This window comes from Corynebacterium sp. ACRPZ (assembly GCF_022346205.1).
In the GTDB taxonomy this organism is placed as follows: Bacteria; Actinomycetota; Actinomycetes; order Mycobacteriales; family Mycobacteriaceae; genus Corynebacterium; species Corynebacterium lehmanniae.
Genome location: NZ_JAKRMR010000003.1, coordinates 1 through 22,889, shown reverse-complemented (window position 1 = coordinate 22,889; position 22,889 = coordinate 1). Strand labels below are relative to the sequence as shown.

The window sequence follows — 22,889 nt, the reverse complement described above, 5'->3', positions numbered from 1 at the left end:
CCAGCCCCCAACACTCCAACTTTTTGTCCGCGCTCCCTTTTCGCAGGGTAACCGGCTCTAGGTAGCCGGTTCTTTTCGTTCCAGCCCCACGACCGCGCCAACGGCGACGCCGCCGCTCCCCCTCGCGGGAAACGGCGGCGTTGTCGCGTGCAGCCTCTATCAGGTCAGGATCGTGCTCGTCCTACTTGTTGTTGTTCAGCAGCGCGATCGGGCCAAGCACGGAGTCAATCGGGAACGCCAGCGCCAGCGGCAGCACGAGAGCCAGGACAGCGGCGATGATGCCGAGAATGACGCCAATCGGAGCGTCGGAGGAGGAAGAAGCGGAGCTTTGCTCCTCGGTCGGCTTCTGCTCCTCGGTCGGCTTCTCTTCCGGAGCCGGCTTCTGCTCCTCGGTCGGCTTCTCTTCCGGAGCCGGCTTTTCAGCCTCGGCAACAGTTACCGGCAAGGACACCTTGGTGCCTTTGTCGGTGGTGATCTCCAGGGTCTGCTCGCCGGACACGCCCGCCGGGATCTCCAGCTCAATCTTTGCGCGGCCCTGCTCGCCTAAGCCCTTGTCGGCGTCGGTGACCGCGTTGTCGACGTCGGCGGTAGCCGTTGCCTCGCCCACCTTCGCGGTGACGGTCTCAGCCTGCGCCTCGCCCTCGGAGGAGTAGCTCAGGGAGGTCAGCTCGATGGTGTTCTTCTGGCCAGCCTTCAGACCGCCCTCCGGGAGCACCACGCCGACGTCCTTTTGGCCCTCACGGACCTGGGCGTCGCCGGTCTGCAGGTAGTCCACAAATGCCTGCAGATCGTTGTAGCCCACATCGTTGCGGTCGCGGACTTCGTCAGCGTTGATCAGGGCGTCGCCACCGTCGAGCAGGAAGGTCGACGCTGCAACGGTGTAGTCCTTCTCCGGATCCACGGACTCGCCGTTGATCTGGATGTCCAGGATGCGGTTGCCACGCTCAGCGTTCGGGTTGTACGTGTAGGACACGTTGTCGGACAGGCCCATGTCCAGACGCGGGCGACCCGACTTTGCTGCAACCTCCGGGGTCTGCCACTGATTCTCCAACGCTTCCTTGATGGCGGCGCCGGACAGCTTGGCAACAGCGATGTTGTTGCCGAACGGCTGGACGGTGGCGGCCTGTTCGTAGGTCACATCGCCCTTGGTCAGGTCCGCACGAACACCGCCGGCGTTCATCACACCGAAGTCGATCTCGGTGTCGAGGAATGCGGAAAGCGCAGCGACGGCGGACTGCGCCAGCATGTTGTTCGCGGTGGACTCGGTGCCGCGGTTGGAGCCTGGCTTATCCTCCGGATTGGAGCCACGCTTGAAGTCGGCGGCGATGTTGGCGACGACCTTCTGGCCGAGCTCGCTGGCAATCTTGTCTGCCTCTGCAACGATCTTCTCAACCTCGGCATCAGGGGTGATGCCGAGCTCCTCGAGCTGCGACGCCTCGATCTGGCGACCGTCGACCTCGACGAGCTTCTTCTCGGCCTTATCGTAGGTGAAAGCAATATCGGTGACGACCTTGCCGTACTCGTGGGACTGCGCGTACGGAACCTTGCCGTCGCGGTCGAGCTCCAGGCGCTTGATGTGGTCATCGCCACCGAATACGAAATCGACGTACTTCGCGTCGAGCTTCGGTGCGCTGGTGTGGGCCGGATCGTGAATCAGAGCGATGACGAGGTCAGCCTTGCCGGACTCCTTGAGCTTCTTGGCCTCGACGTTGACCTGCTCGGCGGAATCCGTGAACTTCACACCCGCAACGTTGGCCGGGCTGGACTTTTCCGGGGTGAGGTTGGAGGTCGTGCCCACCAGGGCAACCTTCACGCCCTCCTTCTCCACGATGGTGTACGGCTTCACCGGTTGCTCGCCATCAACGAAGATGTTCGCGCCGAGCTGCTTGTCATTGGTGCCCGGAACGATGCGGTCGATCAGGTCCTGGTAGCCCTTATCGAACTCGTGGTTGCCCACAGCGGAGCCGTCGGTGCCGATGGCTTTGATGAAGTCCATCGTGTACTTGTCGTCGGAGATGAAGGAAACGAACGCCGAGCCACCCTGGTTGTCACCGGAGGTGGTGACGATGGTGTTCGGGTTCTGCTCACGCAGGTAGTTCATGATGCCCGCGACATTGGCGGCACCCATCTCGTCGCCGGCCTTCGGGGTGATTTCCTTGACTTCCTTGCCATTCTCGTCGAGGACCGGGTTGCCTGCGGCGTCCTTCACCGTGGTCGTGGACGGGTTGTACTTCAGGCGACCGTGGAAGTCGGTGATGTTGGCGACGTTGATGGTGACCTGGTCAGCCTCAGCTGCTGCAGCGAACGGTGCTGCGGTGAGCACAACTGCGGTCGTGGTGGTTGCGGCGATCAGGGCGCCAGCGCGACGGAAATCAAACACGGGAGACTCCTCGGTGTCGGGGGATGGTGTCCCTCCCTTGTATCCCTTACTCCTCCACTCCGCAGCGCAACTTCCCGCCACACGACTGTCTGCGCTGGGAAGATAACCCCGCGTGCACCAACATTTCATCTGTTGGACACCTTAACGTCGGCTTGGTGGAGGGTGAGGGGGACCTTTGGTCGTCGTTAAGCAGTGACGCGATAGACGTCAAAGACTCCCTCGATGTTGCGGATCTGATTCATGATGGACCCCAGCTGCTTGATGTCGGAGACCTCGATGGTCAAACGGATCGTGGCGATGCGGTCTTCGCCCGCCTGGGACGACATTGCTAAAATTGGCAGCTTCGCCTCCGAGAGCACCCCGGTGGTCTCCGTGAGCAGGCCGTTGCGGTCCAGCGCCTCCAGCTGGATCGTGGCTCGCGACGCGCTCTTGTGCGAGCGCTGGTTCGCCCACTCGACGTCCACCAGGCGCTCCGGCTCGCCCTTGAGCTTGTTGGCGTTCGTGCAATCCGTGCGGTGCACCGACACTCCCCCGCCGCGGGTGACAAAACCGAAGATGGCGTCGCCTGGCACAGGCTGGCAGCACTTGGCCAGCTTCGCCATCACATCCGGGCTGCCCTCCACCAGGATCGCGGGGCCGTCGCCGCTGGCCTGCGGGCGCACCAAAGCCGACATCGGGGTGCGCGCGGTGAGCGCATCGACGGCATCGTCGTCGCCGCCGAACATGTCCATGAGCAGGTGCGCGACGTGCTGGGAGGAAACGTTGCCGGCACCGATAGCGGTGTACAGCGCGTCCACGTCCTGGTAGTGCAGTCGCGTGGCCACCTGCCGCATCGACTCGTTGGTGAACAGGCGGTGCATGGGCAGCCCGCCGCGCTGCACTTCTGCGGCGAGCGCGTCGCGGCCGGCCTCAAGCTGCTCTTCGCGGCGCTCCTTGGCAAACCACTGGCGGATCTTCGCTTTTGCGCGCGGGGAGACAACGAAGTCCTGCCAGTCGCGCGACGGGCCCGCGTTCTGGTCCTTGGAGGTGAAAATCTCCACCCGGTCGCCGGACTTGAGCTCGGTTTCCAGCGTGACCAGCTTGCCGTTGACTTTGGCGCCGATGCAGCGGTGGCCGACCTCGGTGTGCACCGCATACGCGAAGTCCACCGGCGTGGACCCGGCAGGCAGGTCCACCACGTCGCCCTTCGGGGTGAAGGCGAAGATCTGCTGGCTGGTCAGGTCGTAGCGCAGAGAATCCAGAAACTCGTTCGGGTCCGCAGCCTCCTTCTGCCAGTCCAGCAGCTGGCGCATCCACGCCATCTGGTCCACCTCGGACTGGTCGCCCTTATGCGAGCCCTTCGTCTCCTTGTAGCGCCAGTGCGCCGCAACACCGAACTCAGCGTTGTAGTGCATTTCGTGGGTGCGCACCTGCACCTCGAGCGGGCGGCCCGTCTGCGTCATCACAGTCGTGTGCAGCGACTGGTACACACCGAAGCGCGGGTTGGAGATGTAGTCCTTAAACCGGCCCGGCATCACGGAATACAGGGAGTGGACCACGCCGATGGCCGCGTAGCAGTCGTTGACGGTGTCCACCAGCACGCGCATGCCCACGAGGTCGAAGATCTCGTTGAAGTCGTGGCCCCGAACGGACATCTTCTGGTAGATGGACCAGTAGTGCTTCGGCCGGCCCATCACCTCGGCTGTGATGCCGTTGGATGCGAGCTCGCGCTGCAGCACCTCGGTGATCTCCCGCAGCGCCCTGTCGCGCGACGGCGCATGGTCCGCAACCATGCGAACGATCTCCTCGTACTTCTTCGGCTGCAGGATGGCAAAGGCCAAGTCTTCCAGTTCCCACTTCACGCTGGCCATGCCCAAGCGGTGCGCCAGCGGGGCGATGACGTCAAGTGTTTCCTGCGCCTTTTTCGCCTGTTTCTCCGGCGGCAAAAAGCGCATCGTGCGCATGTTGTGCAGGCGGTCCGCCACCTTGATCACCAGCACGCGCGGATCTTCCGCCATGGCGACGATCATCTTGCGGATCGTCTCCGCCTCGGCCGCCGCACCGAGGGCGACCTTGTCCAGCTTGGTTACGCCGTTGACCAGCTTGGCTACCTCGGGCCCGAAGTCGCGGGTGAGGTCGTCCAACGAGTAATCGGTGTCCTCCACCGTGTCGTGTAAAAGCGCCGCCACCAGCGTGGTGGTGTCCATGCCAATTTCGGCACAGATGGTCGCAACCGCCAGCGGGTGCGTGATGTACGGATCGCCCGACTTGCGGAACACGCCCTCGTGCAGGCGCTCCGCGGTGGAGTAGGCGCGGTCGAGCAGCTCCGCGTCCGCCTTCGGGTGGAACTTGCGGTGAAGCGACAGCAGCGGGTCTAGCACTGGGTTTGTCTTGGAGCGGCTGTTGCCCGTCAACGAGCGCGCTAGCCGGGCAGACATGCTGCGCACGGAGGGGCCTGTCCTCTTCACCGGCTTGTCAGTCATTCCCAGCCTCCGATTCCAGAACTACTCCAGCGACTAAAAAGGTAATCCTACGCCTTCTCGGGGTGCTCTTCGCCGAGGACCACCAGCGGAGCGTCGCCAAGCTTGCTGCGCCCGCCGAGGCCCGCCACCTCAAGAACGACCACATAGCCTGCGACGGTGCCGCCGGCGCGCTCTATCAGGTCGCGGGCGGCGACGAGGGTGCCGCCGGTGGCCAGCACGTCGTCCACAAGCACGATGCTCTTGCCGCTGATGTCCACGCCGTCCGCCGGAATCTCCAGTGCGGCCGAGCTGTATTCGGTGGTGTACTCCTGCGTGATCACCGGCGGCGGCAGCTTGCCCTTCTTGCGGATGGCCAAGATGCCGGTGCCGAGCTCATACGCCACAGCAGAGCCGAGCAGGAACCCGCGCGCGTCCAAACCGCCGACGAGATCCGCGCCAAGCTTGCGGCTGGCGGTGGCCATTTCCGCGATGACGATGTTCAGCGCCGCCGGGTCCGCGAGCACCGGTGTGAGGTCTTCGAACAGGACTCCCTCTTCCGGAAAGTCCTGCACCTGGCGGATCTTGTCCTTCAGGGCGTCAGCGGCGGTGGCGTAGCGGTTGCCGTCGATGGGTGTGGGGGCCATTGGTTTGGATTCTCCTGTTACTTCTCGGCCGGGGTTGTCTCTGTGTTCAGCTGCCACCGGTCCATGTTCCAGCCGATGCCGGCAAGACCCGTGTACGGCACCACGTTACGCACTGCACCGTCCACCGCGAAGGTGCGGGGCTGTGCGGCCAGCGGAATGGACGGCAGCTGCTTCCACAGGTGACCTTCCTGCGCGCGCAGGGCGCCGAGTTCCTGGGCGCGGTTGTTCGCGGACGGGAACTCCCGCATCGGGTCCGTGGCGTGCAGGATCACATCGGCGGCGCCGTCGATCCAGGTCTCGGTGCCCCATTCGTCGTACTCCGCCCGAGGCAAGTCCGCAAGCGTTTTACCGCCCTCGGTCACGTCAGTGACCGTGATACCGGCGGGCTCGCAGGTGCGGCGGATGGACTCCACCATCGCGGCGAACCGCGCATCCGGGTAGGGGTAGCCGATGCGAATCTCTGTGCCCGAAAGCGCAGACGCGGCTTCGATGTCCACGTCGAGATTGGGGGCTGCGACGTCGTTGAGGCGCGCCGCCAGTGGGTCAGCGTGCTGCAGCACGTGCAGCGGTGCGACGGGCACGTCGAGGCCGGCGACACCGCTGGATGCCTTAGCGACGGCACGCGGGTCCACGCACTTGGCAAACGCCTGGCGGTTCTCGGGGATCGCCCACATGCCGATCTCCGGGAACGTCAACGCCTCAGTCAGCTCGCCGATCTGGGTGTCAACGCTGAGCCGGTTGCCTTCGGCGTTGACGTTGTGCCATGCCGGGGAGGTCTCGCGCAGATCGCCGATGCGCAGCGCCTCGTCCGCCGCCAGTTCTCCGGAGTCAGCGGACCCGGGCCAGACAACCATTTCTGAAGTCTGCGGCGCGTCGCCGTAATAGTGCTCGTTAGCGACTAGCGTCACCTCACCGCGCTCTCCTACCTCAGCGATCTTGAAGGGGCCGAAGGACACCTGCAGATCGGGGTCGAACTCGGAGAGGCTGAAGCCGTGGCGCCACACATTGGCAATTGGTTTGAGCAGGGAGAAATCGCCAGACTGCAAGTCGTGGTCGAGCTCCTCAACGCTCTTGTCCAGCTTCGCGGCCACGGCGTGGGCTGGCAGCACCGTGCCGGCGTCGAACAATCCGCGCCAGCGTGCGCCCCGCTTCTCCTTGAACGTCAAAGTGAATTCTTTGGCGCCTGGGGTGCACGACAGCGCTTCCGTGTCGTCGAAAAGCGGCATGTGCGATCCGAACATGCCCGGGTAATGCCCGGCTGTGAACGTGAGCAAGTAGTCGGAGCAAGTCACCGGCGTGCCGTCGGAAAAAACCGCGGCGTCGGACAAGGTGTAGATCACCTTGCGCTGATCACTCGGCAGCACCTGGGTGGTGACCAAATCCGTGTTCGGGATCATCTGCCCGCTCGGGCCCGGCACGTACACACCCGGGTACAAACGACCAGATAGCACCTCAGCCATGTCGGTGGCGCCCTCGAGCGTGCCGGCGTTGGTGGTGCGCAGTTCACCGAGTACCTGGTAGCCGAACAGCTTTTTCGACTGGTTGTCGTCGTTGTCTGCCGAGCCGCACGCTGCGAGCGAGGCACAACCGATCGCCGCGGCGGCAACCGCGGCTAGTCCCCGTATGAAACGTCCTGCCATGTGCGTGCCGCCGTCTACCGCCCGGGACGCCAGGTTGCGGATCCGGCGGCACCGTCAGTTGCGGCCTCGGTGCGCCGCACTGGCGTGGCCACCTGGCGCTTCTCGTGGGCGACCTCCTCGGTCGTCGCTTCCTCCAACTCGCTGGTTCCGCGGGCGCGGTAGCGCTCCACTGCGGCGTTGTGCTCCTTGTACTTCTTCTTCCGGTTCACCAGGCTCACCAGCAGCGGCGTAGCCAGGAACAGCGAGGAGAAGATGCCCTCGATCACGCCGATGAGCTGGATCAGCGCCAGGTCCTTCAGCGTGCCCACGCCAAGCATCCACACCGCCACGACCATCAGCGCCACGATCGGCAGCGCCGAGATCACGGAGGTGGAGATGGAACGCATCACCGTCTGGTTCACGGCCAGGTTTGCCTCTTCGGCGTAGGTGGAGCGCCGCGAATCAAGCACACCCGAGGTGTTCTCGCGCACCTTGTCAAACACGATGACGGTGTCGTACAGGGAGAAGGTCAGCACCGTGAGCAGGCCGATGATCATGGCCGGCGTGACTTCAAGGCCGAACAGAGCGTAGAAGCCGGCGATCAGGACACCGTCCACGACGAGCGCGGCCATGGCGGCGGCTGCCATTTCACGCTGCAGGCGGACAGCCACGTACACGGCAGCGGCGACCATGAACACCGCCATCGCCAACAGCATGCGGTTCGTGATGGTCGAACCCCAAGACTCCGACACCGTGGAGTCGCCGATGGCGTCGGCGCTGGGCTCGCCGGTGTGGTCTTCAACCTGGTACTCGTCGAAGATTGCCTGGCGTGCGGCGTCGATCTGTTCCTGGCTGAGGTGCTCGGAGTTGATCTCCAGGGTGCGTGTGTCGCCGGCGCCCACGATCTGGGTCAGTTCCGGAGTTACGCCAGTGGCGTCGACGAAGGTCTCCTCCACTTGCTCGGCGACGAGGTCGCCGGCCGGCATGGTCATCTTGGTGCCGCCTTCGAAGTCGATGCCCATGTTGAATCCGCGCAGCAGCATTGCCAGCAGCGAAATCACCACGAGCACGAACGTGATGCCGTACCAGAGCTTGCGGCGTCCCACGAAGTCGATGGCGCCGGAGCCGTCGTAGAGCGTCTCCGCGGAGCGCTTCGCCTTCACGGGGGCGGCGGTGCCCGCCGCGTCAGTGGAGGTGTGTGTCGATGTTGCCTTGGTGCTCGACATGTCTAGATCTCCTCATTCGTTGCGGCCGGTTCGAGGTCATGCTTTTCGACGCCATCCTGCTCCCCGACGCCACGGGTTTCCGCACGCCGTGCTTCTGCAGTCTTGAACGCCTTGCCCATGCCGTTGACGGGCGGCTTGGACCAGAACTTGCTGCGCGACGCGATGATCAGCAGCGGCGCGGTGACAAGGAAGGTCACGACCAGGTCGAAGACGGTGGTCAGACCCATGGTGAAGGCGAAGCCCTTCACGTCGCCGACAGCCAGGAAGTAGATGATGACCGCGGCGATCAATGTGACCATGTTGCCGGTGACGACCGTGTCCTTCGCGCGCTGCCAACCGGATGCGGAGGCGGAGCGGAACGTCTTGCCCTTGCGCACCTCATCCTTAATGCGCTCGTAGATGACGATGAACGAGTCGGCGGTTGCGCCGATGCCGATGACAAGGCCGGCGATGCCGGACAGGTCCAGCGAGTAGCCGATCCAGCGGCCCAGCAGCACCAGCGTGCCGTAGACGAGCGCGCCTGAGGCAACCAGCGAGGCCAGCGAAATCAGGCCGTAGAGGCGGTAGTAGGCGAAGACAAACAGTGCGACCAGGATCAGGCCCACCAGGCCGGCGTAGAGGCCGGCCTTCAGGGACGCCTGGCCCAGTGACGGCGGCACGGAAAGCGCGGTGCCGCCGGGCTCTCCGTTCTCGCCGGCAAAGGACAGCGGCAGCGCACCGTAGCGCAGGTTGTTTGCCAAGCCCTCAGCTTCCTCCTGAGTAAAGTTGCCCGTGATAGAGGTAGCGGAGCCCACCGGGGTGGGGCCCTGGATCACCGGAGCGGAGATCACCTGGGAGTCCAAGGTGATGGCGATCTGCTTCTGCAGCATCTCGCTGGTCAGGTGCGCCCACGTCTCGGAGCCGTTGGGCTCGCCCGCCTGGCTGAAGGCGAAGCTGATTTCCATTTGGCTGGACTGCGGGTTGAAGCCGCCGGTGATCGCGCGGTTGGTGTCGATCTGCTCGCCGGTCAGGCGAGGTCCGTCCGGATCGGTGACACCGTCGAGCAAGGGAACCTCGTCGAGAAGCAGCGCCTGGCCCGAAGTCGGGTCACAGGAAACGAGCGGAAGGTCCGCCTTGTCGGAACCGGCGAGCGGGTCGGTGATCTGGCCCATGCAGCGCGCGGACATGAGCGTCAGGGCCGCGAACTGCTCCGTCGGATCAGTGGACTGGCGGGTGCGGCGCAGCATGTCCGTCGTTTCCTGGCGGCGCTCCGCCGCCTCCACCGGGCCGTCCGGCTCCGGCAGCGGCTCGGCGCTCAGCTGCGGGACGTCCTTCGGCGCGGCAGGCTCTTCCTCTTCCTTCGGCGCGGCGTCCTTGCCCTCGCCGTTTGGATCCTGCGGATTTTCGGCAGCCTTTTCGTTCTCCTTCTCCGCCGCCTCCTTGCGGGCCGCGATCTGGGTGAGCACTGCCTGGCCCTCTTGCGGGGTGAAAATGCCGTACTCGACCCACTCGTTGGTCATGTCCAGGATGACATCGTCGACCTTTGTGCTGTCCGCCGCCGGCGGGTCGAGCACCGGACGGAAGAACAGCTGGGAAGTCTGGCCGATGTTGCGGATCTCAGCGGTGTCGTCGCCGGCTGCCTCGATGACAATCGTGTTGCCGTCCACGACCACGGACGCGCCGGAGACACCCATGCCGTTGACACGGTTTTCAAGGATCTTGCGGGCGTCCTGCAACTGCTCGTTGGTCGGTTCCTCGCCCTGCGGGACAAGGGTCACGCGCGTGCCGCCCTGCAGGTCGATGCCGAGCTTCGGCTCAGCGGATTTGCTTCCGGTGAAAAAGACTAGGGCGTAGACGCCGATGACAATGAGGGCGAAAAGCGCGAGTAGCCGGGCAGGCCAGCGCTTCTTCCCCTTCACTTCGCGGGACCGCCGAGTGCTGTTGGACACTGAGCTGACTCCTCTGCTTTCCGAGCTCCAATTTTTCTCCTCCACCTGCCCCAAAACACCCATGAAGCGGTATGAGTGAACAGCGTGCCGGTGAAGACACAACGGAACATGCTACGGCATAGCCCCGCAAAACCAGCAGTCCGGTCCGTGTCAGCCTTAATAGAGCGACATTTGGCCCGGTGCGTCCGGCGGCGCCTGCAGCCCCAGGTGCTCCCACGCCGCCGCCGTGGCCACCCGCCCACGACCGGTGCGCGACATCAGGCCGGCGCGCACGAGGTAGGGCTCGCACACCTCTTCAATAGTGCCCGGCTCCTCACCGACCGCGATGGCGAGCGTGCCCACTCCCACCGGTCCCCCGCCGTGACCGCGGATCAGCGCGTCCAGCACCGCCCTATCCAGCCGGTCAAGGCCGAGCTCGTCCACGTCGAACACGCTCAGCGCCGAGCGCGCGGCACCAAGGTCGACATGGCCGTCGCCGTGCACATCCGCGAAATCGCGCACGCGCCGCAGCAGACGGTTAGCGATGCGCGGGGTGCCGCGGGAGCGCGAGGCAATCTCCACCGCGGCATCGGTGTCTATGCCGACCCCCAAGATTTGCGCGGCGCGGCTGACCACCTTGGTCAGGTCCTCCACGTCGTAGAACTCCATTTGCGCGGTAAAGCCGAAGCGGTCACGCAACGGACCGGTGAGCATGCCGGCGCGAGTGGTGGCGCCGACGAGGGTAAACGGCGGGATCTCCAGCGGGATCGACGTCGCACCGGGGCCTTTGCCCACGATGACGTCGATGCGGAAATCCTCCATCGCCATGTAGAGCATTTCCTCAGCCGGGCGGGCGATGCGGTGGATTTCGTCGATGAAAAGCACGTCGCCTTCCATCAGATTGGACAGCATCGCCGCGAGGTCACCCGCCCGCTCGAGGGCCGGGCCAGATGTCATCCGCAGGGAGGTGCCCAGCTCTTGCGCGACGATCATGGCCATGGTGGTCTTGCCCAGCCCGGGCGGGCCGGACAGCAGGATGTGGTCCGGGGTCACACCGCGGCTTCGCGCGCCCGCGAGCACGAGGTTGAGCTGCTCGCGCACCTTCGGCTGGCCGATAAATTCGTTGATCGACTTTGGGCGCAGCGAACGCTCAATGTCGTGCTCGTCTGCTTGCGCATGCGCATCTACTGGCGACGGTGGCTTCGCCGCGAACCCGTCCGGCAGTTCAAACTCTGTCTTTTCCACGTCGGACACGGCTGCCTCCCTACTTCTTGCCCAGCTGGCTCAGCGCCTGGCGCAGCAACGCGGACGCGTCTTCGTCCGGGTTCTCCTGCACCAGCGCATCCACCACCGGCCTTGCCGATCGCTCCTGGAAGCCCAGCCCGACGAGAGCCTCGACCACCTGCTCGGAGACCAGCGAAGTGCCCTTTGCGGCAGTGGCGGGTCCGCCGGCAGCTGCAGCGTCGCCCGCCGGCACGAAAGCCTCCACCTTGTCCTTGAGCTCTAGGGCAATGCGCTCCGCCATCTTCTTGCCCACACCGGGGATGGATTGAATCGCCTTCACGTCCCCGGACGCGATATGGGAGGACAACTCCCCCGGTTCAAAGACAGAAAGGGCGGCAAGTGCGAGCTTGGGGCCCAGCCCGGAGACGGTCTGCAGCTTGTGGAACATCTCGCGGGTGTCCGTGTCACCGAAGCCGTAGAGGGTCACGCCGTCGTCCTTGACCACCATGGACGTCATCACCCGGCATGTCTCGCCCCGGGTGAGACGTCCGAGCGTCTGGGGCGCGGCCAAGAAGCGGTAGCCCACGCCGGAGCATTCGATCACTGCGTGGTCGAGCCCGATGGTGAGCACTTCGCCGTTGAGAGAATCAATCATTGGTTCGCCGCTTTCATGGTCAACTGGTTGGTTCGTGCGATCAAGGGGGCGCGCCAGCAGTGGCACACCGCGATGGCCAGTGCGTCTGCCGCATCCGCGGGTTTCGGTGCCTCGGACAGTCCGAGAATGCGGGTGATCATCGCAGTCATCTGTTTCTTGTCCGCCCTGCCGTTGCCGGAGATGGCTTTCTTCACCTCGGACGGGGTGTACATGTGCACCGGGATCCCGCGCTCCGCGGCGGCGAGCACCATCACGCCCACAGCGTGGGCGGTGTGCATGACCGTGGAGACGTTCCCGCGCTCGAAAATGCGCTCCATGGCGATGACGTCTGGCTGGTAGTCGTCGATCCACTCGCCTACGGCGCGGGACAGGCGCAAAAGACGCTCCGCGAGTTCCGCTGTGGACGGGGTGCGCACGACGCCAACGGCGACGGGGATGATTTGGCGGCCACGTCCTGCTTGCACCACGGAAAGACCGCACCGCGTCAAGCCAGGGTCGATGCCCATGACCCGCAGACCCTCCAGCGACATTGCCTCTCCTTTCCGCACATGTGACACATATGTTCTACCACAGTAGACACAGCAAACGCCCGCGCCACAGTCAGCGGCACGGGCGTTTACGCGAATCGGATCTAGTCCTCGAGCTGCGCGGCCACTTCGTCGGAGATGCTCATGTTGGTGTAGACATTTTGCACATCGTCGGAGTCTTCGAGGGCGTCGATGATGCGCATCATCTTCTTCGCGCTCTCAGCGTCAACCTCGACCTCAACGTCGGCACGGAACTCCTGCCCGGCGTCTTCGATCTCAATGCCCTCGCCGCCGAGCGCCTCGCGCACCGCCGGCAGGTCGGTCGGCTTGCAGGTGATCTCGAATTCATCGCCGAGGTCGTTGACTTCCTCAGCTCCGGCGTCGAGCACCGCCATGAGCACGTCGTCCTCGCTGAGCTCACCCTTCTGGATGGTCACCACACCAGTGCGCTCGAACATGTAGCCGACAGAACCGGACTCGCCCAGGTTGCCGCCGTTCTTGGTCATAGCGGTGCGCACCTCGGTGGCCGCTCGGTTGCGGTTGTCCGTTAGGCACTCGATGAGCACGGCGACGCCGTTGACGCCGTACCCCTCGTACATCACGGTCTCCCAGTTCGCGCCGCCGGCTTCCTCACCGGAGCCGCGCTTGCGGGCGCGCTCGATGTTGTCGCCCGGCACCGAGGCCTTCTTGGCCTTGCGGATCATGTCGTCCAAGGTGGGGTTCGCAGCCGGGTCGCCGCCGCCGGTTCGTGCTGCGACCTCGATGTCCTTAATCATCTTCGCCCACAACTTCGACCGCTTCGCGTCGTTTGCGGCCTTCTTGTGCTTCGTGGTTGCCCACTTTGAGTGGCCCGACATAACGCACCCCTTTTCCTCGGTTGACGTGTAACAGACGGCATTATACGCACCGCCTCAATCAAGCTCTTACCGGTCACCTCGCGCAAACTGTGGCAATGCCGCCGTGCCTCCGAGACGCAAGATGCTTACCGACGGCCGAAGGCGCAGCGCACGCGTATCCGCCACAGCGTCGTCGTAGAACCGCGTCGCCAGCTCAACCCGGATGTCCGCGTCACTGAGCGCGCCCGGCGCCTCCTTGCCTGCGATCCGCTCGGCCACCTGGGCCGAGAGTTGCTCCTCCTGCGTAAGACGTGTGTGTATGTCCTGCGGTGTCATCCTGACGTGCTCCGCATCTTCCACGGCGGAACGAAGCTCGGGGTAAATGGCAGCGATGACAGCGCAGCGCCGGTCCAGCGCCGCCTGCAAGGCGTCGCGCGAACGGTCGAGCCGGATGTGCAGCCGGTTGAGCCGCTGCGCCGTGTTGTAGGCCCACGCAGCCAGCAGCGTCACCACCACCGCCACGGCGATCCACACCAAAGTCATAGCCATCCTTCCACCCCGACCTTCTCCCCGATCGACACAGCCTCGTACACCGCCAGCACCTGACGTGCCACAACGGACCAGTCGAAGTCTTCGGCCCGCCTCACGCCGCGGGTGGCGAGGTCGGCGCGGAGCGGGGCGTCGTCGATAAGCAACTGCAACTGCTGCGCGAGCGCCGACACATCGCTGGGAGGAAACAACACCCCCGAACCCTCGCCGCAGACCGCGGCGAACGCCGGAATGTCGCTGGCCACGACGGCGCAGCCGGCGGCCATCGCCTCCACGAGCACGATCCCGAAGGATTCACCGCCGAGGTTCGGCGCGACGAAGATGTCGGCGCGACCGAGGATCTTAGCCTTCTCCGCCTCGGAGACCAGGCCCGTAAATTCGACGCCCTCGACCTCGCGGGGCGCGCCAGCTCCAATAACCGTGACCCGGGGCTTTTGCGGAAGCTGGTCCACAGCCTGCAAAAACACCTCCAGGCCCTTGCGGGGCTCGTCCAATCGCCCCAGGAAGACCACTTCTGGCCTCGCCTGGTTTCCCGAAGCGCGCCGCACCTTTTTAAACCGGGCGGTGTCCACGCCGTTGGGGATGATCACGGGGTCGGTGCCCACCTGCTGCGACTGCCAGCGCCACGCCTCCTCGCTGACCGCAATACCGGCTCGGATCTTTTCCAGACTGCCGCGCAGCGCGGGCAACGCAAGTTTGAGTGCGTACGAGGAATCCGCCGAGGCGTGGTACGTGGCCACGATCGGGCCGGTGGCCATGCGCAGCGCGGCCATGGAGTAGCTCGGCGAGTTAGGCTCATGCACGTGCAGGATGTCGAAGTTTCCGCGCTCGACGAACTGGCGCGTGGTGCGGCGCACCTGCGGGCCGAAGGACAGCCGCGCGACCGAGCCGTTGTAGCGCACCGGCACGGCGATGCCGCCGCGGGTCACCCACTCCGGAAGGTCGACGCTGTCGGAGGCCGGTCCGAGTACCTCGGTGTGGTGGCCCATTGTGCGCAGCTGGGCGGCAAGGTCAAGCACGTGGGCTTGAACGCCGCCCGGCACGTTGAAGGAATACGGGCACACCAGACCAATCCGCACCTCGGCTACCTCCTCCGTTTGCGATGCTCGCGCAACCGCCGCTCCAGTTCCTTGCGACGGCTCGGCTTCGGCCTGTCTGCGGGCCACAACGGCTGCAGCATATGCCAGTCCGTCGGATGGGCGGCGATGTTTTCTGCAAACTGGTCTGCCACCCGCTGCGCCGTGTCCTCGAGCGTTGCTGCCTCCACCGGGGCGGAGATGCTGAAGCCCCAGCCGGGATTGCGCCACGTGCCCGTGAACCAGGAGTGGGCCACAAGCAGTGTCGCGCCGGTGTCCCGCGCCAGCTTGGCCGGGCCCGCCGGAAAAGTCGTTTCCTCGCCGAAGAACGTCACCGGCACCCCGTGGCGCGAGAAGTCCCGCTCCCCAAGCAGGCACACGATCCCGCCGTCTAACAGCACTTCCTTCAGCCGCTCGAACGGGGGCTGCTCGCCCCCTGTCAGCGGCACCACCTCGAAGCCGAGCGACTCCCGGAACTTAACGAAGGCGTCAAACAGCGCTTCGGGCTCGAGCCGTTCGGCGACGGTGGTGAACCCTCCATAGTTTGCAGCCAGCCACGTTCCCGCCATGTCCCAGTTGCCGGTGTGCGGCAGCGTGAGCACAACGCCTTTGCCTCGCGCCACGGCGGCGTCGAGGTGCTCGCGGCCGGACACCCCGGCAGAAAGCGTCGCGTTCAACTCAGGCTCCCCCGCCATTTGCGGCAGCCGGAAGGCCTCCAGCCAGTAGCGCGCGTACGAGCGCATGGCGTCGCGCACCAACTCCCGGGTGACATTCTCCGGCCCCACCACGCGGGTGAGGTTGCGCCGCAACATCTCCATGCCCGCGCCGTCGCCAGAGGCCCGGTCAGCGGCCCACTGCGCGGCCCGCGCGGTCAGTCGCTGCGGAAGCGCGCCGACGATTATCCAGCCGGCGATGTAGCCCGCGGCGACAATTCGCTCCCGCACGGAAGCCATTTACGCTCCCGCCGGCGGCGCAATCTTCGCGTCCGCTCCCCTGTCGCGCCCGGCGAACATCAGGCGCTGGACCACAGTGATCACGGACCCGATCAGCAGGATCCACAGCGAAACCACCACGGCGTTTGGCACGCCGAAGCCTTCTAGCGCGATGCCGCCGAGGCCCAGGATCAACCGTTCAGGGCGTTCGATCAGGCCGCCGACGATCTTCAACCCGCCGGCCTCGCCGCGCGCCTTGATGTAGCTGATCGTCTGCGAGAGCACGATGACCGCCAGGCACACCGCCACGTTGACGGGCGCGGCGTCCGCGACGTAGATCAGCCACATCGCGATCGCGCCGAACAGCGCGCCGTCGGTAAGCCTGTCGCAGCTCGCGTCTAGCGTCGCGCCGAATGCGGTGCCCCCGCCGCGCAGTCTGGCCATCGTGCCGTCGACCATGTCGAAGGCGGCGAAGAGCAGGCTAAGCACCGCCGCCCACACCAGGTGGCCGGTGGGGATGAGCACCATCGCTGTCAGCATGGTCAGCACGGTGCCCGCAACAGTTGTTGCGTTCGGCGTCAGTCCGATCTTCAGCAGCCCCTTCGCCACCGGCTCAACCACCACAGCGGCGGGTTTGCGTCCATGCACGCTAAGCATCGCGTTCACCTGCTTCCATCTCGTGGACTTCGCGCCAGCCTTCGGCAAGCAGCGCCCGTGTTTCCCGCAGCAGTTGCGGCAGCACCTTGGTGCCGCCGATGACGGTCATGAAGTTCGCGTCGCCCGCCCAGCGCGGCACCACGTGCAGGTGCAGGTGGTCGCCCACCGACCCGCCCGAGGCCTTGCCCAGGTTGAGCCCGACGTTGATCGCCTCCGGCTTAGACACTCGCTTGAGTGTTTTCACCGCATGCTTCGCAAACGCCATCAGCTCGGCTGTCTCCGCGTCGGTGAGCGCTTCAAGCTCGGCGACCTTGCGGTACGGCACCACCATCAGGTGGCCGGCGTTGTACGGGTACAGGTTGCACACCGCGTACACCGTCTCCCCGCGCGCGACGATCAATCCGTCCTCGTCGCTCATCTCCGGGATGTCGAGGAAGGGATCGCCTGTGCTTCTCGACGATCCTTCGGCCTCCCCCGTCTCCTCCCCCGCCGGCATCTGGGTGATGTAGCTGGAGCGGTACGGCGCCCACAGACGGGCAAGACGGTCCGGGTCGCCCACGCCGGTATCGACGTAGGTCTCCCCGTTAGTTGCCGGCTGCAACGGTGTCCTCGCTCGGTTGGTCGTTGCGCTTGGCGGTGATCCAGTCCGTGATCAGCTCGACCGCGCGATCGACCGGCACGCCGTTGATCTGGCTGCCGTCGAGGAAGCGGAAGCTCACCGCGTTCGCCTCCACGTCGCGCTCGCCGGCGAGGAGCATGAACGGCACCTTGGAGGTGGTGTGGGTGCGGATCTTCTTCTGCATGCGGTCGTCCGAGTGGTCCACCTCGGCGCGGATGCCGCGCTCGCGCAGAGCACCGATGACACCGTCGAGGTGGTCCGCAAACGCGTCGGCCACCGGAATGCCCACCACCTGGTGCGGCGCCAGCCAGGCCGGGAAAGCGCCGGCGTAGTGCTCGAGCAGCACGCCGAAGAATCGCTCGATGGAGCCGAAGAGTGCGCGGTGGATCATCACCGGGCGCTTCTTCGAGCCGTCCGAGGCGGTGTACGTCAGGTCGAAGCGCTCGGGCAGGTTGAAGTCCAGCTGCACCGTGGACATCTGCCAGGTGCGGCCGATGGCGTCGCGCGCCTGCACGGAAATCTTCGGGCCGTAGAACGCGGCGCCCGCCGGGTCCGGAACGAGCTCCAGGCCGGACTTCTTCGCCACGGATTCCAGGATGCTGGTGGAGCGCTCCCAGATCTCGTCGTCGCCGATGTACTTGTTCGGGTCCTTGGTGGAAAGCTCCAGGTAGAAGTCGTCCAGTCCGTAGTCCTGCAGCAGGGAGATGATGAACTCCAGCACGCTGGTCAGCTCTTCTTCGAGCTGCTCCTCGGTGCAGTAAATGTGGGCGTCGTCCTGCGTGAAGCCGCGGGCGCGGGTCAGGCCGTGGACCACACCGGACTTCTCGTAGCGGTAGACGGTGCCGAACTCGAACAGGCGCAGCGGCAGCTCGCGGTAAGAACGCCCGCGCGAGTCGAAGATGAGGTTGTGCATCGGGCAGTTCATCGGCTTGGTGTAGTAGTCCACCGGCTGCTTGGTCACGTTGCCGTCTTCGTCGACCTCGCCGTCGAGCTTCATCGGCGGGAACATGCCGTCGGCGTACCAGTCCAGGTGGCCCGACTTCTTAAACAGGTCGCCCTTGGTCACGTGGGGGGTGTTGACAAAGGAGTAGCCGGCGGCGACGTGGCGCTCGCGCGAGTGCTGCTCCATGGTCATGCGCACGATGCCGCCGTCCGGGTGGAACACCGGCAGGCCGGAGCCGACCTCGTCCGGGAAAGAGAACAGGTCCAACTCGTTGCCCAGGCGGCGGTGGTCGCGCTTTTCCGCCTCCTCGAGCATGGTCATGTACTCTTCGAGCTTTTCCTTGGACTCCCAGGCGGTGCCGTAGACGCGCTGCAGGCCGGCGTTGTTCTGGTCGCCGCGCCAGTAGGCGGCGGACGAGCGGGTCAGCGCGAACGCCGGGATGTACTTGGTGGTGGGCACGTGCGGGCCGCGGCACAGGTCGTGCCACTCCACCTCGTTCGTGCGCGGGTTGACGTTGTCGTAGTGCGTCAGCTCGCCGGCGCCGACCTCGGTGGCCTCATCGGAGTCCGGGTCGACGTTGCCCTTGTCGTTGATCAGCTCGAGCTTGTACGGCTCGTCCTTCAGATCTTCGGCCGCCTCTTCCTGCGAGGCGTAGACGCCACGGACGAACTTCTGGCCCTGTTTGATGATCTTCTTCATGCGCTTTTCCAGCGTCTTCAGATCCTCAGGGGTAAACGGCTCAGCAACGTCGAAGTCGTAGTAGAAGCCGTCGTTGATGGCCGGACCGATGCCCAGCTTGGTGCCGGGAAACTCGGCCTGCACGGCCTGGGCGAGCACGTGGGCGCAGGAGTGGCGGATCACGGAGCGGCCGAGCTCAGTGTTTGCCGGCACCGGTGTGAACGTCGCGGTGGCCTCGGGGACGTGCGAGAGGTCTTTCAGCTCGCCCGCTTCGTCCTGGACGCACACGACGGCGTCCTCCCCTTTGTTCGGCAGGTTCAGCTCCCGCATGGCCGCACCGACGGCGGTGCCGGCGGGAACCTCGAACGGTGCGAACTCGACTGCTGCTTCGGTAGACATATCTGTCGTGCGCTCCTTTGCGCGTCACTGGGCTGCGTCATACCTGGACGCCGCCCATCTTCTACGTTCTCTCCCGACGGCGCAGATGGCGCGCCGGACGCCAGGGATTCTACCCCCGGGCGCCAGAAAGTACTGTTTCGCCCCAGTACGCGTCGCCACTTGCCTCACCACCGGGCTTACGTGTGCCCGGCGGGATCCAGTACACCGCTGACCCGATGTGCGTGGTCCATTCGTTGAGGCGGTCCACCTCCAAAAGCCGTTGCAGCACAGGAGTGAACTGGACATCCGGGTCCTTTTGGTAGGCCAAGAAGACCAGGCCCGCGTCAGACAGCTCGCCGGGCGCCGGCGGCAGCGAGTAGTTGTACGGCCTGCGCAAAAACTTCTGCTCCGGGTGGTCCGCGGGCGGCATGGCGCGCGCCATGTGGGAGTTCTTGTCGATCACGGGCAGCCCGTACTCGTCCAGCGCCTCCATGTCCGGCGCATCAAACTCGTCCTCGCCGGTCAGCGGGGCGCCGTCGGAAAGCTTTCGCCCCACCACCACCTCGCGTGAGGTGCGGTCCAGCCGCTCCCAATCGTCGAGGTCCATTGCGATGCGGCGCACCACCAGCGACGACGAGCCGTCGTCCGCGAAGACCTGCTCGGCGAACTCCTCGTCCGTGCGCGGGTTGACCGTGCCGTCTACCTGGCCGAAGAGGTTGCGCGGCGTCTGGCCTTTGGGGATGGAGCCGAACGCGTGCACGAACCCTTGCTGCAGCCAGGCGGTCTTCACGTAATCCATGCCGGCGCGCGTCATGTGGCGCAGCGCCCACGCACTCATCACCGGGTCGTCGGAGCAGATCTGCAGCACCAGATCCGTCTGCCCCCACTCCGGCTGCAGCTCCTCGCGCGGCATCGCGGGGATATCGTGCAGCCACCTCGGCTTGCTGCCCGGCGCCGCAATATCAAAGATGCGCTCGCCGAACCCGCAGGTGACGGTGAGGTTGGCGGGCCACTGCACCATCTCCGGCTCCAGGCTGGACAGCGGGTTGCGGCCGGCGGTCAGCTCGCGGGCGTCTTCCGTCCACAGGCGCATCAGCCTGACGACGCCCCCAGCGCCCACCCCATCCCTGAGGTTAAACCCGGCCAGGTTGAGCGACGCCTGCGTCGGCGTCTGAATGCCGGCCTGGCGCGCGCCGTCGAAGGCGACGGATGCCTCCGTCAGCGGTTCGGTGTTCGGATCGGAGTTGCTCGGCTCGTCGTCGCAAGCTGCAAGCAGCATGCCTGTCGACGCCACCCCGGCCACCCCCGCCGACCCCGCCAGAAACCCCCGCCGGCTCACACCCGGCATCGCCCTTCCTCCTTTAGTGCTGGTGCTCGGCGTGATCGCCCAAGTCGCCGTAGCTTTCGCCTCCCGGCAGCATGGTGCGCACGGCGATATCCGGAACAGTGAGGGTGTCGCCGCCCTCGAGCAGCAATGTCAGGTTGATGGTGTCGCCTGCCTCGATGGCCGGAGCGTAGCTCATCACCATGAAGTGGTCGCCGCCCGGTGCCAGCTCGTGGGTACCGCCCGCGGGGATGTCGAAGCCGCCGTCCTTTTGACGCATCATCCCGTCGACAACCTCGTGGATCTGGTAGTCCGCCTCGCCGAGCGAGGTGGTGAATCCCACCACAGTGATGTCTTTGTCAGTGTTGTTGTGCAGGGTGCCGAAGATGGAGGTCATGTCGCTGCCATCTGCGGCATCCTTCGCGGCTTTAGCCCGGACAGCTCCGCTTTCCAACGTGACCGCGTCACCCGCAAGGTCCGCGGCCGGGGCAGTGCCCGCAGATTTGCCGGTGGGATCCTCCGAAGCAGCTTCGTCGCTGCAGCCGGCAAGCACCAGTGCGGCCGCCGCGATGAGGGAGGCAATTCGCTTGTTCACGGGCATCGCCTACTTCTGCGCATCCCGGTCGGCTTCGGAGATTCGGCGGCTCTTGGCCAGCGCACCGAAGCCGGCACCCGCGACGACCAGTACGCCCGCCAGCGCGAGCAGCACCTTCATGGTGGTGCTCATGCCGTCTGCCGCGTCAACGACCGGATCCTTGCTCGCGTCCGCTGTCGCCTCGCCAGACGGGTTGAAGCTGAACGAGGTCATCCCCTTCGTCGAGTGACCGTCGGAGGACACGATCTGGTAGCCAACCTTGTAGTCGCCCGCCTGCGCATCCAGGTCTGCCGGAAAGTCGAGGGTGACAAAACGGCCGTCGATCTCTGGCTCGCCCGAGTAGACAACCTCGGACTGCCCGTTGACCTCGCGGGAAAGCGCCACAGTGTTGAAGCCGTCCTGGATCTCCCCGGAAAACTCGAGCGTCACAGCATCGGGGAACTCGCTGACCACACTTTTGTCCTCAGGGTCCGAGCCAATCACGGAATCGTGTGCGAAAGCCGGAGCTGCCGCAACCAACGTCGCAGTGGCCGCTGCGGCAGCGACCGCGCCACCTCGTGTGAATGCTGCCGGGATGAGCATGGTGCCTCCTCAAATAGAACCAACGCGCCGACTGGCGCTAAGAGCACTAGTCGTATCCAGATCCACGTTAGTTCCCGTCACACCCGCCCCAAAACTATGAACCGGGCAACCCAACCCAAACGACGATATCGGCGATTACCGTCGAGGCCGAGACGCGACCTGGGCTTTTCCACGGGCCGGACCCGCAAATGCCGATATCGTCGTTTAGTGGGCAAACGCAAAGCGCCCCAGGCTGTTTCCAACCTGGGGCTTTCTCTGTGGTCCTAGCTGGGATCGAACCAGCGACCTTTCCGGTGTGAACGGAACGCTCTTCCACTGAGCCATAGGACCGAACGAGGAATGAGATTACACGCCGCACCCGAAAGTACCGAATCGGCTGGTCATTGGCGGTAACAGGGATTGCCGACAGCGGGGCGTCGACAAGTGATTGCACCGCGGGCCGAATTGCACCAACGTAATTCGCGCATGACCCCCTCAAAATGGCTGTGACATGGCGATTTGTAACGGCGGGCAATATGCGGATAAGGTTTGTTCTCGCGTTCAACGCGGACAGCGCGGAACGCATGCGGATGTAGCGCAGTTGGTAGCGCATCACCTTGCCAAGGTGAGGGTCGCGAGTTCGAGTCTCGTCATCCGCTCCAGTTCCCCAGAGGAACATGGGCGCGATTAGCTCAGCGGTAGAGCACTACCTCGACACGGTAGGGGTCACTGGTTCGATCCCAGTATCGCGCACAGAGGGTTTACGCCCTCGTCAACTGAATAGCAATGCGGATGTAGCGCAGTTGGTAGCGCATCACCTTGCCAAGGTGAGGGTCGCGAGTTCGAGTCTCGTCATCCGCTCCAAGTACTTCGGGGTTTAAAGCCGAATACTTCGGAGGTAACTCCACGGTGGATTGGTCGAGTGGTTAGGCAACGGTCTGCAAAACCGTGTACACGGGTTCGATTCCCGTATCCACCTCCAAGCTGCAATAGCCTTGCGCGATTAGCTCAGCGGTAGAGCACTACCTCGACACGGTAGGGGTCACTGGTTCGATCCCAGTATCGCGCACAGAGGGTTTACGCCCTCGTCAACTGAATAGCAATGCGGATGTAGCGCA

The 22,889-nt window shown here is 64.9% G+C and carries 19 protein-coding genes and 6 tRNA genes; 5 read left to right on the top strand and 20 right to left on the bottom strand.

The annotated features are described in order from the left end of the window. Nucleotides 1-181 precede the first annotated feature (181 nt). From MHX64_RS02670 to MHX64_RS02575, 20 genes are all read right to left on the bottom strand, one after another. Complete coding sequence (locus MHX64_RS02670; RefSeq protein ID WP_239306394.1) at nt 182-2,380, bottom strand: bifunctional UDP-sugar hydrolase/5'-nucleotidase; 2,199 nt, start codon at nt 2,378-2,380, stop codon at nt 182-184. Between the two features lie 185 nt (nt 2,381-2,565). Beyond that, the gene (locus MHX64_RS02665; protein WP_239355840.1) at nt 2,566-4,842 is read right to left on the bottom strand and encodes a bifunctional (p)ppGpp synthetase/guanosine-3',5'-bis(diphosphate) 3'-pyrophosphohydrolase; all 2,277 of its coding nucleotides are present in this window, start codon (nt 4,840-4,842) and stop codon (nt 2,566-2,568) included. Between the two features lie 47 nt (nt 4,843-4,889). Continuing rightward, on the bottom strand, nt 4,890-5,465 hold the full coding sequence (locus MHX64_RS02660) for an adenine phosphoribosyltransferase (protein WP_239355841.1): 576 nt from the start codon (nt 5,463-5,465) through the stop codon (nt 4,890-4,892). Between the two features lie 17 nt (nt 5,466-5,482). Beyond that, a complete protein-coding gene (locus MHX64_RS02655; protein ID WP_239355842.1) occupies nt 5,483-7,105 on the bottom strand; it encodes an ABC transporter substrate-binding protein in 1,623 nt (540 codons plus the stop codon). A gap of 14 nt (nt 7,106-7,119) precedes the next feature. Further along, nucleotides 7,120-8,310 (bottom strand): protein translocase subunit SecF, encoded by a 1,191-nt coding sequence (gene secF, locus MHX64_RS02650; protein ID WP_239355843.1) that lies wholly within the window; start codon nt 8,308-8,310, stop codon nt 7,120-7,122. Nucleotides 8,311-8,312: 2 nt separating this feature from the next. Continuing rightward, complete coding sequence (gene secD / locus MHX64_RS02645) at nt 8,313-10,238, bottom strand: protein translocase subunit SecD (protein WP_239355844.1); 1,926 nt, start codon at nt 10,236-10,238, stop codon at nt 8,313-8,315. 156 nt (nt 10,239-10,394) lie between these two features. Beyond that, nucleotides 10,395-11,471: a Holliday junction branch migration DNA helicase RuvB gene (ruvB, locus tag MHX64_RS02640; RefSeq protein ID WP_181888534.1), complete on the bottom strand. Its 1,077-nt coding sequence runs from the start codon at nt 11,469-11,471 to the stop codon at nt 10,395-10,397. Between the two features lie 10 nt (nt 11,472-11,481). Beyond that, on the bottom strand, nt 11,482-12,096 hold the full coding sequence (gene ruvA, locus MHX64_RS02635; protein WP_181888535.1) for a Holliday junction branch migration protein RuvA: 615 nt from the start codon (nt 12,094-12,096) through the stop codon (nt 11,482-11,484). After that, entirely contained in the window at nt 12,093-12,626 is a 534-nt protein-coding gene (gene ruvC / locus MHX64_RS02630) for a crossover junction endodeoxyribonuclease RuvC (RefSeq protein WP_181888536.1), read from the bottom strand. Before ruvC ends, ruvA begins: the two co-directional genes overlap by 4 nt. Nucleotides 12,627-12,727: 101 nt before the next feature. Further along, nucleotides 12,728-13,480, bottom strand: a complete 753-nt coding sequence (locus MHX64_RS02625) for a YebC/PmpR family DNA-binding transcriptional regulator (protein WP_181888537.1) — start codon at nt 13,478-13,480, stop codon at nt 12,728-12,730. 66 nt (nt 13,481-13,546) lie between these two features. Next, entirely contained in the window at nt 13,547-14,002 is a 456-nt protein-coding gene (locus MHX64_RS02620) for a hypothetical protein (RefSeq protein WP_239306387.1), read from the bottom strand. Then, entirely contained in the window at nt 13,999-15,087 is a 1,089-nt protein-coding gene (locus MHX64_RS02615; RefSeq protein ID WP_239355845.1) for a glycosyltransferase family 4 protein, read from the bottom strand. The genes MHX64_RS02620 and MHX64_RS02615 overlap by 4 nt, the downstream gene beginning before the upstream one ends. 5 nt (nt 15,088-15,092) lie before the next feature. Next, the gene (locus MHX64_RS02610; RefSeq protein ID WP_239355846.1) at nt 15,093-16,037 is read right to left on the bottom strand and encodes a phosphatidylinositol mannoside acyltransferase; all 945 of its coding nucleotides are present in this window, start codon (nt 16,035-16,037) and stop codon (nt 15,093-15,095) included. After that, a complete protein-coding gene (gene pgsA / locus MHX64_RS02605) occupies nt 16,038-16,673 on the bottom strand; it encodes a phosphatidylinositol phosphate synthase (protein WP_239306385.1) in 636 nt (211 codons plus the stop codon). Next, complete coding sequence (locus MHX64_RS02600; RefSeq protein WP_239355847.1) at nt 16,666-17,274, bottom strand: HIT domain-containing protein; 609 nt, start codon at nt 17,272-17,274, stop codon at nt 16,666-16,668. Before MHX64_RS02600 ends, pgsA begins: the two co-directional genes overlap by 8 nt. Continuing rightward, entirely contained in the window at nt 17,258-19,312 is a 2,055-nt protein-coding gene (thrS, locus tag MHX64_RS02595; protein WP_239355848.1) for a threonine--tRNA ligase, read from the bottom strand. The genes MHX64_RS02600 and thrS overlap by 17 nt, the downstream gene beginning before the upstream one ends. A gap of 109 nt (nt 19,313-19,421) precedes the next feature. Then, nucleotides 19,422-20,639 carry a Dyp-type peroxidase gene (locus MHX64_RS02590; RefSeq protein WP_239406317.1) on the bottom strand — a complete coding sequence of 406 codons (1,218 nt, stop codon included), beginning with the start codon at nt 20,637-20,639 and terminating at the stop codon, nt 19,422-19,424. A gap of 13 nt (nt 20,640-20,652) precedes the next feature. Then, nucleotides 20,653-21,210 carry a copper chaperone PCu(A)C gene (locus tag MHX64_RS02585; protein WP_239357638.1) on the bottom strand — a complete coding sequence of 186 codons (558 nt, stop codon included), beginning with the start codon at nt 21,208-21,210 and terminating at the stop codon, nt 20,653-20,655. A gap of 9 nt (nt 21,211-21,219) precedes the next feature. Beyond that, nucleotides 21,220-21,792, bottom strand: a complete 573-nt coding sequence (locus MHX64_RS02580; RefSeq protein WP_239357637.1) for a copper resistance CopC family protein — start codon at nt 21,790-21,792, stop codon at nt 21,220-21,222. A gap of 258 nt (nt 21,793-22,050) precedes the next feature. After that, nucleotides 22,051-22,122 (bottom strand) — tRNA-Val (locus tag MHX64_RS02575). Between the two features lie 235 nt (nt 22,123-22,357). Between MHX64_RS02575 and MHX64_RS02570 the strand changes: the two genes are divergently transcribed. From MHX64_RS02570 to MHX64_RS02550, 5 genes are all read left to right on the top strand, one after another. Then, nucleotides 22,358-22,433: transfer RNA gene (locus MHX64_RS02570), tRNA-Gly, on the top strand. A 19-nt stretch (nt 22,434-22,452) separates the two neighbouring features. After that, nucleotides 22,453-22,524 (top strand) — tRNA-Val (locus MHX64_RS02565). A 35-nt stretch (nt 22,525-22,559) separates the two neighbouring features. Continuing rightward, nucleotides 22,560-22,635 (top strand) — tRNA-Gly (locus MHX64_RS02560). Between the two features lie 44 nt (nt 22,636-22,679). Further along, nucleotides 22,680-22,753, top strand: a tRNA-Cys gene (locus tag MHX64_RS02555). Nucleotides 22,754-22,768: 15 nt separating this feature from the next. Then, nucleotides 22,769-22,840: transfer RNA gene (locus MHX64_RS02550), tRNA-Val, on the top strand. Nucleotides 22,841-22,889 lie beyond the last annotated feature (49 nt).